This window comes from Arthrobacter sp. AQ5-05 (assembly GCF_003287975.1).
Lineage (GTDB): Bacteria > Actinomycetota > Actinomycetes > Actinomycetales > Micrococcaceae > Paeniglutamicibacter.
In genome coordinates this window covers 367,036-379,720 of the sequence record NZ_QMKQ01000002.1, presented here as the reverse complement: position 1 = coordinate 379,720, position 12,685 = coordinate 367,036, and the positions used below count along the sequence as shown (strand labels likewise).

General features: G+C 66.3%; 12 protein-coding genes and 1 tRNA gene. 10 read left to right on the top strand and 3 right to left on the bottom strand.

Features of this window, described 5'->3' with window-relative positions:
* Window positions 1-96: 96 nt before the first annotated feature.
* The 7 genes from eno (at window position 97) to DQ353_RS04225 (ending at window position 7,358) form a co-directional block, all read left to right on the top strand.
* Complete coding sequence (gene eno / locus DQ353_RS04255) at window positions 97-1,377, top strand: phosphopyruvate hydratase (RefSeq protein WP_113761523.1); 1,281 nt, start codon at window positions 97-99, stop codon at window positions 1,375-1,377.
* A gap of 143 nt (window positions 1,378-1,520) precedes the next feature.
* Window positions 1,521-2,366, top strand: coding sequence for an FtsB family cell division protein (locus tag DQ353_RS21970; RefSeq protein ID WP_286166598.1), 846 nt, complete (start codon window positions 1,521-1,523; stop codon window positions 2,364-2,366).
* Window positions 2,367-2,415: 49 nt separating this feature from the next.
* Entirely contained in the window at window positions 2,416-3,147 is a 732-nt protein-coding gene (locus DQ353_RS04245; RefSeq protein ID WP_113761522.1) for a DUF501 domain-containing protein, read from the top strand.
* Complete coding sequence (locus tag DQ353_RS04240; RefSeq protein ID WP_113761521.1) at window positions 3,144-4,100, top strand: Ppx/GppA phosphatase family protein; 957 nt, start codon at window positions 3,144-3,146, stop codon at window positions 4,098-4,100. Before DQ353_RS04245 ends, DQ353_RS04240 begins: the two co-directional genes overlap by 4 nt.
* 54 nt (window positions 4,101-4,154) lie before the next feature.
* Window positions 4,155-5,648 carry a S8 family serine peptidase gene (locus tag DQ353_RS04235; RefSeq protein ID WP_113761520.1) on the top strand — a complete coding sequence of 498 codons (1,494 nt, stop codon included), beginning with the start codon at window positions 4,155-4,157 and terminating at the stop codon, window positions 5,646-5,648.
* A gap of 88 nt (window positions 5,649-5,736) precedes the next feature.
* Window positions 5,737-7,110, top strand: a complete 1,374-nt coding sequence (locus DQ353_RS04230) for an NAD(P)/FAD-dependent oxidoreductase (protein WP_113761519.1) — start codon at window positions 5,737-5,739, stop codon at window positions 7,108-7,110.
* Between the two features lie 163 nt (window positions 7,111-7,273).
* Window positions 7,274-7,358 (top strand) — tRNA-Leu (locus DQ353_RS04225).
* Window positions 7,359-7,606: 248 nt separating this feature from the next.
* On the opposite strand, the gene DQ353_RS04220 is transcribed toward DQ353_RS04225, so the two are convergent.
* The 3 genes from DQ353_RS04220 to DQ353_RS04210 form a co-directional block, all read right to left on the bottom strand.
* Window positions 7,607-7,927: a type II toxin-antitoxin system PemK/MazF family toxin gene (locus DQ353_RS04220; protein WP_113761518.1), complete on the bottom strand. Its 321-nt coding sequence runs from the start codon at window positions 7,925-7,927 to the stop codon at window positions 7,607-7,609.
* 5 nt (window positions 7,928-7,932) lie between these two features.
* A complete protein-coding gene (locus DQ353_RS04215; protein WP_146755194.1) occupies window positions 7,933-8,223 on the bottom strand; it encodes a hypothetical protein in 291 nt (96 codons plus the stop codon).
* A gap of 124 nt (window positions 8,224-8,347) precedes the next feature.
* Entirely contained in the window at window positions 8,348-8,716 is a 369-nt protein-coding gene (locus DQ353_RS04210) for a hypothetical protein (protein ID WP_113761516.1), read from the bottom strand.
* Window positions 8,717-8,978: 262 nt separating this feature from the next.
* On the opposite strand from DQ353_RS04210, the gene DQ353_RS04205 reads away from it, so the two are divergent.
* From DQ353_RS04205 to ilvA, 3 genes are all read left to right on the top strand, one after another.
* Complete coding sequence (locus tag DQ353_RS04205; RefSeq protein ID WP_113761515.1) at window positions 8,979-9,791, top strand: Bax inhibitor-1/YccA family protein; 813 nt, start codon at window positions 8,979-8,981, stop codon at window positions 9,789-9,791.
* Between the two features lie 204 nt (window positions 9,792-9,995).
* Window positions 9,996-11,312: an AI-2E family transporter gene (locus DQ353_RS04200; protein WP_113761514.1), complete on the top strand. Its 1,317-nt coding sequence runs from the start codon at window positions 9,996-9,998 to the stop codon at window positions 11,310-11,312.
* Window positions 11,313-11,414: 102 nt separating this feature from the next.
* Entirely contained in the window at window positions 11,415-12,665 is a 1,251-nt protein-coding gene (ilvA, locus tag DQ353_RS04195; RefSeq protein WP_113761513.1) for a threonine ammonia-lyase, read from the top strand.
* The last annotated feature ends 20 nt before the right edge of the window (window positions 12,666-12,685 follow it).

The window sequence follows — 12,685 nt, the reverse complement described above, 5'->3', positions numbered from 1 at the left end:
TGGCTCTCGCCCAAGCTAGGCTAGGGGCAGGCAACGGCGCCTGCATCATGCAGAACACGTTCGACCAACATCCACACCTTGAAGGAGTACCTTCCCATGGCATTGATTGAAGCCATCCACGCCCGCGAGATCCTCGATTCGCGCGGCAACCCAACCGTTGAGGTCGAGGTCCTGCTCTCCGACGGCTCGATGGGCCGCGCAGCGGTTCCATCCGGCGCCTCCACCGGTGCCTTCGAAGCAGCAGAGCGCCGCGACGAAGATCCCAAGCGTTACCAGGGCAAGGGTGTCCTTGGCGCCGTCAACGCCGTCATCGATGACATCGGTGCCGCCGTCGAGGGAATGGACGCCACCGACCAGCGCGCACTCGATGCCGCGATGATCGACCTGGACGGCACGTCCAACAAGTCCAAGCTGGGCGCCAACGCCATCCTGGGTGTCTCGCTCGCCGTGGCCAACGCCGCGGCCGAGTCCTCGAACCTGCCGCTGTACAAGTACCTGGGCGGCCCGAACGCCCACGTGCTGCCGGTTCCGCTGATGAACATCCTCAACGGCGGCTCGCACGCCGACTCCGATGTGGACATCCAGGAGTTCATGATCGCACCGATCGGCGCATCGACCTTCTCCGAGGGCCTGCGCTGGGGCGTCGAGGTCTACCACAACCTCAAGTCCGTGCTCAAGGAAAAGGGCCTGTCCACCGGCCTGGGCGACGAGGGCGGCTTCGCCCCGAACCTGCCCTCGAACCGTGCGGCCCTCGAGCTGATCACCGAGGCCATCACCCGCTCCGGTTACACCCCGGGTACCGACATTGCCCTGGCCCTGGACGTTGCCTCCTCCGAGTTCTTCGAGAACGGCACCTACCAGTTCGAAGGCAAGTCGATCACCGCCCAGGAAATGAGCGACTACTACGCACAGCTGGTCGCCGACTTCCCGCTGGTGTCCATCGAGGACCCGCTGGACGAGGACGACTGGGAAGGCTGGAAGACCCTCACCGACGCCATCGGCGACAAGGTCCAGCTGGTGGGCGACGATTTGTTCGTCACCAACCCGGAGCGCCTGGCCCGCGGCATCGAGACCGGCACCGCCAACTCGCTGCTGGTGAAGGTCAACCAGATCGGCACCCTGACCGAGACCCTGGATGCCATCTCGATGGCCCAGCGCGCCGGCTACTCCACGATCACCTCGCACCGCTCGGGCGAGACCGAGGACACCACCATCGCCGACATCTGCGTTGCCACCAATGCAGGGCAGATCAAGACCGGTGCCCCGGCCCGCTCGGAGCGCGTTGCGAAGTACAACCAGCTGCTGCGCATCGAGGAAGAACTCGGCGACGCGGCGGTTTACGCCGGTGCCGGAGCCTTCCCGCGTTTCGGTGCATAACCAGCCGTAATTACACGTAGGCTCGTGGGGGAACTATTCTTGGTTCCCCCACGAGTTTTTGTGTTAACCCCCGAAAGCTTGAGACGACGAAGAACCCGGGGCCATGTGAAAAGGGCTCCGGACCGAGAGGGCAAAGGAGCACGATGGCCACGCGACGTCCTCCCATGCCGCGCTCCGGGACCTCGGCCAAGGGCCCGGCACGCGGGGCCGACAGCGACCCGCGGCAGGCCCCGGGCCCCGAGGCCGATGCCTCCGAGGCACCGCCAAAGCGCCCGCGCCCGTACCGCGAAGAACCCCGCCAGGCAGGGACGGCGCCCAAGCCGGCGGCTGCCGCCCCGCGTCCCAAGGTCGTCCCGCTGGGCCGGGTGACCGCCGCGGGCAAGCCCGCTCCGGCTCCCCCGAAGCCCGCCGCATCCAAGACGGCCCCGAAGCCGCGGACCGGCCCCAAGCCCGCTTCCAAGCCCGCCGCAAAACCCAAGGCCAAGGCCAGCGCCTCGCAGCGGCGCATCGAGGACAGGAACCTGCTCTCCGGTGCCGTGCGCAAGGACGGCCAGGCCGCCCCGCCCGAACCCCGCAAGGGTCCCGCGGGGCCCAAGAAGCCCATTCCGGCGCGCAGCTTTTCCGGCCGCCTGCTGGCGTTGAGCATTGCGCTGTCGGTCTTCGCGGTGCTGCTGGTGCCCAGCATCGGCACCTATGCGCGCCAGCGCGACGAGATTGCCGCGCTGCGCACCTCGATTGCCGCCAAGCAGGCCGAGCAGGAGGCGCTCAAGGACCAGATCGCCCGCTGGGACGATCCGCTGTACATCAAGCAGCAGGCCCGCGACCGGATAAACTTGGTCATGCCGGGGGAGCGCAACTACATGGTCCTCGGCACCCGGCCCGAGGAAACAGCACCCGGCGAGCCCAACCAGAGCCCCAAGGAAGTCCGCACCGACCTGCCCTGGGTCGATGCGCTCTTCGACTCGGCGCAGCGCGCCGCCACCGACTGAGCCGCACGGCCGCACACACACCTTTTTCATGACACACCAACGCGAGGAGATGCTCCCAACCGTGGACGCCGCGAACCAAAACCACGAAGCACTCGATGCTGCCGCCCGGGTGCCCAGCGCCGCGGACCTGGAGACCCTGTCCCGCCAACTGAACCGCCCGGTGCGCGACGTGGTGGAGATCGGCGCCCGCTGCGTCTGCGGGAACCCGCTGGTGGCCACCACCGCACCGAGGCTCTCCTCCGGGATCCCGTTCCCGACCACCTACTACCTGACGCACCCGGTGATCACCGCCGCGGTCTCGCGCCTCGAGGCCGCCGGGTTGATGAATGAGATGAACGCCGAGCTGGGCCAGGATGCCGGGCTGGCCGCCGCCTATACGCGCGCCCACGATCAATACCTGGCCGTGCGCGACGCCATTGGCGAGCGCTCGGGCACCGGGGCCGTCCCGGAAATCGCGGGGGTCTCCGCCGGTGGCATGCCCACCCGCGTGAAGTGCCTGCACGTGCTGGTGGGCCACTCGCTGGCCGCCGGCACGGGCGTGAACCCGCTGGGCGACCGCGCGCTGGAGGCCATTGCCGAGTGGTGGACCAAGGACAAGTGCTATTGCGCAGGGGCCTGGGACACCGAAGGCCAAGCCCCCAGCCAGGACCGCTCGCGCCACGTGAAGACCCAGTCCGTGGACCCGGCCATCAAGCAGGCCCAGCGGGCAGCTGCGCGCGCCGCCCGCGAGGCCGCGGCCAACGACCCGGCCGCCGGTTCGACCGAAGCGCCCACCGCGTGAGTCGCGTCGCCGCGATCGACTGCGGCACCAACTCCATCCGCCTGCTCATCGCCGACACCCGCCAGACCCCGGCGGGCCCGGCATTGGAGGATGTGCTGCGCCAGATGCGCGTGGTGCGCCTGGGCCAGGACGTGGACGCCACCGGCGAATTCGCGCACGAGGCACTGGAACGCACCTTCGCCGCGATCGACGAGTACGCCGCGATGATCCGCGAGCACGGGGCCACCCGCATCCGCTTCGTGGCCACCTCGGCCACCCGCGATGCGTCCAACCGCGACGAGTTCGTCGCCGGGGTCCGCACGCGCCTGGGCGTGGACCCGGAGGTCGTGCCCGGGGACACCGAGGCGGCGCTGTCCTTTGCCGGGGCGACCTCCGTTGCACCGGCCGCACCGGGAACCCGCATCCTGGTGATCGACCTGGGCGGGGGATCGACCGAGTTCGTGCTGGGGGATGCGAACGGGCCGGTGGCCTCGCGGTCCATGGACATGGGCTGCGTCAGGCTCACCGAGCGCTTCTGGCGCCACGACATGCCTACAGCTGAGACCATTGCCGCTGCACGCGCACAGGTCAACGCGGTGCTCGACGAGGTCCAGGAAACCGTCGACTTTTCCACGGTGGACCGCATCGTGGGGGTGGCCGGAACCATCACCACGCTCACCGCCGCCGCGCTGGGACTGGATCACTATGACTCGAGCCTCATCCACGGGGCCGAACCGGGCATCGACAAGCTCGAATCCGCCATTGCGTTCATGCTTGGATCGGACCGCGAAACCCGCGCCTCACTTGGCTACATGCACCCCGGGAGGGTGGATGTGATTGCGGCCGGTGCGCTGATCTACGGGTGCATCCTGGAACGGGTCGCCGGTGCAAGCGCGGGCAGGATCACCACCGCGACGGCCTCGGAGCACGATATTCTGGACGGAATCGCCCTGGGACTTGGCTCGGGGAACTAAACACCGCAGCCCGATACCCCAATACGTCCCCCACGCCCCACGCTAGGAGAACACTTGAGCCAACGACTGCGCCGCATCGCCGCCACGGCACTGACCCTGGTGCTTGGCCTCACGGCCGCACTGGCCGTGGCCCCCGCGGCACACGCCGATCCGGCCCGCGACGGGGAATGGTGGCTCAAGTCCTCCGGCATCACCAAGGCCTGGGAAGTCTCCAAGGGTGCCGGGGTCACCGTCGCGGTCATTGACACGGGCATCGACACCTCGCACCCGGACCTGCTCGGGGTGGTCACCGGGGGCAAGGACATCTCCGGCGCCGGCATCCCGGACGGCTCCAAGCCGCTGGGCACGCTGCCGGAGCACGGGACCCTGGTGGCCACGCTGCTGGCCGGGCGCGGAAACAACGGCGCGGCGATCGCCGCAGCCAAGGCGGATGCCGAAGCACAGAAGATCGCCTATGAACGGGCCGTCGCCTCCGCCAAGGAAGCCAAAGAGGATCCGCCCCCGAAACCCGAGCCGATCGAGATCCCGAAGCCCGCAGCCGGGCCCGACGGCATGCTGGGCGTGGCCCCGGAGGCCAATCTGCTCTCGCTTTCGCTGTGGATGGGCACGGAGAATCCCGCCGGGATTTCCGTCGAGGACCAGGTGCCAGCGGCCGTGAAGTGGGCCGTGGACCACGGGGCGAAGGTCATCAACATCTCGCTGGGCTCCACCCAGCCGGATTGGCCGCCAAGCTGGGACACCGCGTTCAAGTACGCCGAGGACAAGGACGTGGTCATTGTCGCGGCGGCCGGGAACCGTGCCGGCGGCATGGCGCAGGTCGGGGCCCCGGCCACGATCCCCGGGGTGCTCACCGTGGCCGGCATCGACCGCAAGGGCAAGGCCAGCGTCGATTCCTCCACAGAGGGCATCAGCATCGGCGTGGCCGCCCCGGCAGACCCGCTGGTCGGCGGGCTGCCCGGCGGTGGGTACGCGGATTGGTCAGGGACCTCCGGCGCAGCCCCCCTGGTTGCCGGGGTGGCGGCGATGATCCGTTCCAAGTACCCGGACATGAAGGCCCCGCAGGTCATCAACCGGATCCTGGCGACCGCGCGCGACGCGGGCAAGCCCGGCGTCGACAACCTCTACGGCCACGGCATCCTCGATGCCCATGCGGCGCTCACCGCCGAGGTCCCCCAGGTCGAGGCCAACCCGATGAACACCATCACCGAATGGATCCGGGTGCATCGCCGCGGCGCGCAGGTCAATGCAGGTCCCACCGAGGACCCGGGCATCTCCACGGAGAAGTCCGACATCAAGCCCATCGCCGCTCCCGCCCCGTTGCCGCCGAGCGGCGGCTCCGGATTCCTGCCGCCGTTGCTGGTGCTGGGCTTCGGCGGGTTGCTGCTGCTGACCATGCTGGGCGGGACCCTGCACTACACGCGCACCAAGCGCCGGGTTGCCATCGCCGAATCGACCAAGAGCGCACCGGTTTCGGCGTTGAAACTGGGTGACCGCACCGGTCGCAAGGACATCTTCGACGAGCTTCCGGAATCCGGCGAAGGCTCCTGACGAGGCGGTCCGAAGAGTGGTCTTTGCCACCCCTCGGGGTATTAGTGAAGACTTTCACAAAGGGTGTTTTTGGGGATATGATGTGTACATGCCTATCACTCAACAATTTTCCGATCGCCCGCGCATTCTTGTAGTTGGCGGCGGCTACGTTGGACTTTACGTCGCAATGAAGCTGCAGAAGAAGGTCAAGGACCACGGCGGCATCGTCACCGTCGTGGACCCGCTGCCGTACATGACCTACCAGCCGTTCCTCCCCGAGGTTGCAGGTGGCCAGATCGAGCCGCGCCACGTCGTGGTGTCGCACCGCCAGCACCTCAAGCACGCCGAACTGATCAATGGCCGCGTGTCGGCCATCGACCACAAGAACAACAAGGCCGTCATCGTGCCGGTTGTCGGCGAGCCGTTTGAGCTCGAGTACCGCGACGTGGTCCTGGCCGCCGGCGCGGTCACCCGCACCTTCCCGATCCCGGGACTTGCGGATGAGGGCATCGGCCTGAAGTCCATCGAGGAAGCCGTTGCCCTGCGCAACAAGGTCCTTGAGCGCATCGAGTCGGCCTCGTTGATGACCGATGCCTCCGAGCGCAAGCGCGCCCTGAGCTTCGTCGTGGTCGGTGGCGGCTTCGCCGGCATCGAGACCATCGCCGAGATCGAGGACATGGCCCGCCACGCAGCAGCCCTGAACGGCCGCATCGGCAAGGACGAGCTGCGCTTCGTGCTCGTCGAGGCCATGGGCCGCATCATGCCCGAGGTCACCGAGGACCAGGCGCTGTGGGTTGTCGACCACCTGCGCAGCCGCGGCATCGAGGTCCTGCTGAACACCTCGCTGGCCGACGCCACCGAGGGCAAGCTGGCACTGATCAACATGCCGGACAAGTCCGCTGCCGAGACCTTCGAGTCCGACACGCTGATCTGGACCGCCGGCGTCATGGCCAACCCGATGGTTCGCTCCACCGACTTCCCGATCGAGCCCCGAGGCCGCGTCATGACCGGCACCGACCTGCGCATCACCGGCGAAGACGGCGTTGCCATCGAGGGTGCCTGGGCAGCCGGCGACGTGTCGGCAGTGCCCGACGTGACCGGCGGCCTGCCGGATGGCACCTGCGTGCCGAACGCACAGCACGCAGTTCGCCAGGCCAAGTTGCTGGCACACAACCTCTACTCCACCCGCTACGGCGTGGGCCAGGTCAAGAACTACAAGCACAAGAACCTCGGCGCGGTTGCCGGCTTCGGTGCGAACAAGGGCGTCGCCAAGGTCATGGGCATCAAGCTCAAGGGCTGGCCGGCGTGGATGGCACACCGTGGCTACCACGGCATGGCCATGCCGACCTTCGAGCGCAAGTTCCGCGTCCTGGGCGACTGGATGGTGGCGATCTTCTTCACCCGCGACACCCTGCAGCTGAACAACCTCGAAAACCCGCGCTCCACTTTCGTTGAGGCAGCAACCCCGAAGCCGCGCGCCTAGCGGCAACGAGCGGGGGCGGTGGCACCGTGCCGCGGATCCCGGGCCCACAGTGATAGGCCCGCGGCCCGGGATTCGCGTACGACGGTGCCACCGCCTCTTCCCATGCCAGGCACATGCCTCGTTTCCCCGGAGCGGGAACGTTCTTGTACGCTTGGTCGGGTAGGCCCCCATGGTGGAATTGGTATACACGGCTGACTTAAAATCAGCTGCCGAAAGGATTGTGGGTTCGAGTCCCACTGGGGGTACCAACGAAAAGGCCCCTGCTTCCCTGTGTTTACAAGGAAGCAGGGGCCTTTCGTTTGCCCAAAACTACTGTTTTGTCCACGGCTGGAAATGAATCTCCGCGATTCTCGGCTGCCATGCGGCGCCCCACGTAGTTGCCGAGCAATTCTGCATACACGTTCAGGGTCATTGCCGCCGAGCTCCGCCTAAGCGTCCTTGCAAGGTATTTCTGATCACCGCGCCGTCCGGTGCACGAGTCGCGAGTGGAGACACCTCAGAGGTCTAATGCGCCACGAAGCGCCGATTCCACACGCTTCATCGCGGTCACACCCAGACCGCCCACGGACTTAATTGGCTCGTCTTCGTAAATGGTCGTCAATGTATCGGCACGAACGTAGCCGTGAATGCACTCTCCGTCCGGAAGTTTCTCCACGGACGGCAAATCCGTGTACTTGTCAGTCATGGTGACCCTGATTGCCAAGGCGTCCTTGAACGCGTTGTTTCTCAAGTTCGAAGAAACCACGATCCAGAACTTCGGATCCGCGGTCTCTGCTCCGAGATTAGCTAAATAGACGCTTCCGCGTTTGAGCTCCATGGGCTCTAGTCGGGCACAGTGTCACGGCCGCGGCGTAAAAGCCTTTGGCGATTTGCGGATGACTCGGCAAGCTGGGTTTCCTCGGCTGCCATTTCGGCGTAGAGCTTTGCATATTCACGCTGTTTAACCACCCGCATCCCCTGTTGGAATATGGCCTGCGCAGTAGCAGCCTTGCTTGGGTTTTCGGAAAGGGATTCCTCCCTCAGGAATTCTGGCGAGCGGCGCATGGCTTCCAAATCACGGGCATCTTCAGCGCTTAGTGGCAAGGAAAGTCGGGACGTTGTAAGTGCTTCCATGCTTCAAAGACACGCCGCATACTTGTGCAGCACTATCTGATGCACTTGACCATGGCAAAAGATGCATACGTCCTTTGGTGGTTGAGCCTTCTTGCCCGCAGGTAGTCTCTGCCGCTCGGTCCGGCTAGATGATCTCGGGATACTGCGCGCTGTCGCCCGCATCATTCACGACCTTGACCGAGACAATCCCGCCGCCGGTGGCCCGAACGCTTCGCAGCAACTCCTGGGCGATCTGGTGCACGTCCTGCGTTCCGGCCCGAACAACCAGCACACCCGTCTCCGGGGATTCCCACGATTCGACGTGGCTGAAAGGTTCGGGAAGTTCGTCAATGCCGTTGGCGCCGCTTTCCCCGATCCATTGGTCGATCTTCTCGTCGGCCCAAGCCTGTCGAGCCACCTCGGGCGGGACTCCCGCAATTTCCGATCCACTGCTGCATCCGGCAAGCCCGAGTGCGGCAAGCAGCAACACGATGATCAGGGCAAGCTGCTTCAAAGGAGCTCCTATCTCGTTGGGTCCAATCGCGTCTAGCCTGCCCCTGTCCGGGACCCGGCGGCCCCAGAGGCTGGCCGAACTTGAACAACGCGTCACCGGACTGGGGGCCGGGGAACGATGGATTCCTGCCTCGCCCCGGCTCCTAAAACCATGAACCGCCAGCTTAAACCCAAAAAGGTCTTGATTTGGGGATTTATTGGTCTGTGCCGAGCGTTGAACCAACGTAGGCTATTTACCAACAACCCTACCGAGGAGAAAAACCATGGCCCTGGGCGGAAACCCGGTCTTCAAGTCCAAGAACTACCGCGAGCAGACCCGTGCGGCCGGCGCCACGGGTGCCGCGTCCACCACCTATGCTCAGCCGATGAGCGCACAGGCCCTGCAGGAAATGTACTCGCAGCCTTCCGCGTCACCGCAGGAAACCGGCCGCATGACCTACGCCGACGTCATCAACAAGACGATGTTGAGCCTGGGCATGGTCCTCATCGGTGCGGCCATCGGTTGGCAGCTGCCGGCCCTGATGCTCGTCGGCGCACTCGTCGGTCTGGGCCTGGGCCTGGCCAACTCCTTCAAGCGCCAGCCCTCGCCGGTGCTGATCCTGCTGTACGCGGGCTTCGAAGGCCTGTTCCTCGGTGGCCTGTCGGGCGTCTTCGAGAACATGTACCCGGGCATCGCCATGCAGGCCGTGCTTGCCACGTTCTCGGTCTTCGCCGTGACCCTGGTGCTCTACCGTTCGGGCAAGTACCGCGCGACCCCGAAGATGACCCGCATGTTCATGATCGCGATGATCGGCTACGGCGTGTTCTCGCTGCTGAACTTCGGCCTGATGATGTTCGGCGCCGTTGATGGCATGTTCGGCATGCGCAGCGGCATGCTTGGCGTCGGCATCGGCGTGCTCGCCGTGCTGCTGGCCACCTACGCACTTGTGCTCGACTTCACCAACATCTCCGAGGGCGTGCGCCAGGGTGCACCGGCCAAGGCCGCCTGGACCGCCGCATTCGGCCTGACCGTGACGCTGGTCTGGCTGTACGTCGAGATTCTGCGCATTCTGGCCATCCTGCGTGGCGACGACTAGTCAATCTGCTGTGTGACCGCGGGGCAGTACCCATGATTTGGGTACTGCCCCGCGGTTTTTCTGCAATATGTGCGTCATCTATGCCGCACCGGCAACTTTCAAGGGATAACGTATGTTCATGGCATTGACAGGCAGCAAGGGTTCGACCGGGAAGACGGCGCGCAGGTTCGCGACCCTCGGGCCCCTTTTCCTGGGAGCCAAGGCATGAAGCTGCCGCGCCCCCTGCGGCGCCTGGCCGCGGCCACCGAAGCGGTGCAGCACAGCACCCAGATCACCAGGCAACGGATGGCCGCCGCGCCCGAGGCCGACGAGAACCCGGCGAGCATCTACGCCGCCCATGCCGAGGCCGAGGACCTGCCCTACGGTGTGCGGATCGCCGCGTCCTGGTCCTGGCGGTTGATCGTCATCGTGCTGGCCGTGGGCATCGCCGTCTGGCTGCTCTCCCACGTGTCCCTGCTGGTGATCCCACTGATGATCGCGGCCCTGCTGGCCGGGCTGCTCAGCCCCGTGGTGAAGTTCCTGACCCGCACCCTGCGTTTCCCCAAGGGGCTTTCCGTCGGGGTGACCATGGTCGGTTTCCTGGCAGTGATCGTCGGAGGTCTTTCCGTCGTTGGGCAGCGGCTGGCCAACGGCTTCGCTTCCCTGTGGGCCCAGGCCCTGACCGGCATCAGCCAGATCCAGCACTGGCTCTCCACCGGCCCGCTGGGGTTGAGCAACCAGGACCTCGACACGCTTTTCCAAGACGCACTGAACACGCTCAAGAACAACTCCTCGTCCATCCTCTCCGGTGCGTTGTCCTGGGGCACCACCCTTGGGCACCTGGTGACGGGCATGCTGCTGGTGCTCTTCTCGCTGATCTTCCTGCTGCTGGACGGACCGCGCATCGGCCGCTTCTTCATCAACCTGCTGCCGCGCCGTGCCCGGGCCGCAGCCCATGGTGCCGGCCACCGCGGCTGGGGCTCGATGGTCAGCTACGTCCGCGTCCAGCTCTTTGTCGCCTTCATCGACGCCGTGGGCATCGGCGTGGGTGCCCTGATCCTCGGGGTGCCGCTGGCACTTCCGCTGGGTGTGCTCGTCTTCATCGGCTCGTTCATCCCCGTCATCGGTGCACTGGTCACCGGGGCCGTGGCCGTGCTGCTGGCCCTGGTGGCCAACGGCTGGGTCAACGCGCTGATCATGTTGCTGGTGGTGCTCTTCATCCAACAGGCCGAATCCCACATCCTGCAGCCATTGGTCATGGGCAAGGCCGTGAGCCTGCACCCGCTGGCCGTCGTCATGGCCGTGGCCGGCGGCTCCATCGTCGCCGGCATTGCCGGCGCCCTTTTCGCCGTCCCGGTGCTGGCCGTGGCCAACACCGTGGTGAAGTACATTTCCGACCGGGGCTGGGAGCACGATCCGCTCTTTGGCCCCGAGACCGCGGCCATGGCGGCCGTGAACGGTTCACGAATTACCAAGCCGGTCCGCTCCGCGGAACCGGCTCCCGCCGACCTTGACGGAGAAGAACCACACCCCGGTTCCTGATCCGCACCCGCACCGCCTACCCCCGGTCCAAGGTCCTGGCCCCGAAAGACTTCCAATCCCGATTGCACAGCGTGTGAACACGCCCAGAAGAAAGCCGCTCCCATGATCCAGAAGACCCAACTCCCGGTGAGCCTGTCCGACATCGAAGAGGCCCGCGACCTTCTTGAAGGCGTGGCCGTCCGCACCCCGATGGAGCACTCGCGCGCGCTGTCCCTGGACATCGGTTCCGAGGTCTACCTGAAGTGCGAGAACCTGCAGCGTGCCGGTTCCTTCAAGGTCCGCGGCGCCTACGTGCGCATGGCCAAGCTCACCGCCGAGGAACGCGCCCGCGGCGTCGTGGCGGCCTCGGCGGGCAACCACGCCCAGGGCGTGGCGCAGGCCGCCCGCCGACTGGGGATCAAGGCCCGCATCTACATGCCGCTGGGCGTGGCACTGCCCAAGCTCACCGCCACCCGCGACCACGGGGCCGAGGTCATTCTGCACGGGCACAACGTGGACGAGGCGCTGGCCGAGGCCGAGCGCTACGCGACAGCGACCGGTGCGGTCTTCGTGCACCCCTTCGACAACCCCGACATCATCGCCGGGCAGGGAACCATCGGCCTGGAAATCCTCGAGCAGCTCCCGGACGTCGACACCGTGCTAATGGGTGTGGGCGGCGGCGGACTGCTGGCCGGGGTCGCGGTGGCCATCAAGACTCGTGCCAAGGAACTGGGCCGGGAAATCAAGATCATCGGGGTGCAGGCCGAGAACGCAGCGGCCTACCCTCCCTCGCTGGCCGCCGACGCGCTGGTCCCGCTGGACACCGTGCGCACCATCGCCGACGGTATCGCCGTGGGACGCCCGGGCCAGCTGCCCTTCCAGATCATTCGCGAACTCGTCGACGACGTGGTCACGGTCTCCGAGGACGGGCTGGCCCGCGCCTTGGTGTTCCTCCTGGAACGCTCGAAGCTGGTGGTCGAGCCGGCCGGTGCCGTGGGCGTGGCAGCGCTGCTCGAGGGCAAGCTGGAGGAACTCGGGATCACCCCCGCCAAGACCGCGGTGGTGCTTTCCGGCGGCAACATCGACCCGCTGCTGATGCTCAAGGTCATCCAGCGCGGCCTCTCGGCGGCCGGGCGCTACCTGACCGTGCGCATGATGCTCGATGACCGTCCCGGCGAGCTGGCAACCATCTCCCGGGTCATCGCCGAGTCCGATGCCAACGTCACCCGCCTGGACCACACCCGCGTGGGCGGCTCGCTGTCCATGGGGGACGTGGCGATCACCATCGACATGGAGACCAAGGGACATGTGCACTCGGAGATGGTGTTGAACAACCTGCGTGCCGAGGGCTTCCAGCCCATGATCATGGGCTGATCCCCGAAAACTTACGACAA

Coding starts and splice junctions, on each gene's coding strand:
- eno (WP_113761523.1), top strand. CDS start 97: ATGGCATTGATTGAAGCCATCCACGCCCGCGAGATCCTCGATTCGCGC.
- DQ353_RS21970 (WP_286166598.1), top strand. CDS start 1,521: ATGGCCACGCGACGTCCTCCCATGCCGCGCTCCGGGACCTCGGCCAAG.
- DQ353_RS04245 (WP_113761522.1), top strand. CDS start 2,416: ATGCTCCCAACCGTGGACGCCGCGAACCAAAACCACGAAGCACTCGAT.
- DQ353_RS04230 (WP_113761519.1), top strand. CDS start 5,737: ATGCCTATCACTCAACAATTTTCCGATCGCCCGCGCATTCTTGTAGTT.
- DQ353_RS04220 (WP_113761518.1), bottom strand. CDS start 7,927: ATGGAGCTCAAACGCGGAAGCGTCTATTTAGCTAATCTCGGAGCAGAG.
- DQ353_RS04215 (WP_146755194.1), bottom strand. CDS start 8,223: ATGGAAGCACTTACAACGTCCCGACTTTCCTTGCCACTAAGCGCTGAA.
- DQ353_RS04205 (WP_113761515.1), top strand. CDS start 8,979: ATGGCCCTGGGCGGAAACCCGGTCTTCAAGTCCAAGAACTACCGCGAG.
- DQ353_RS04200 (WP_113761514.1), top strand. CDS start 9,996: ATGAAGCTGCCGCGCCCCCTGCGGCGCCTGGCCGCGGCCACCGAAGCG.
- ilvA (WP_113761513.1), top strand. CDS start 11,415: ATGATCCAGAAGACCCAACTCCCGGTGAGCCTGTCCGACATCGAAGAG.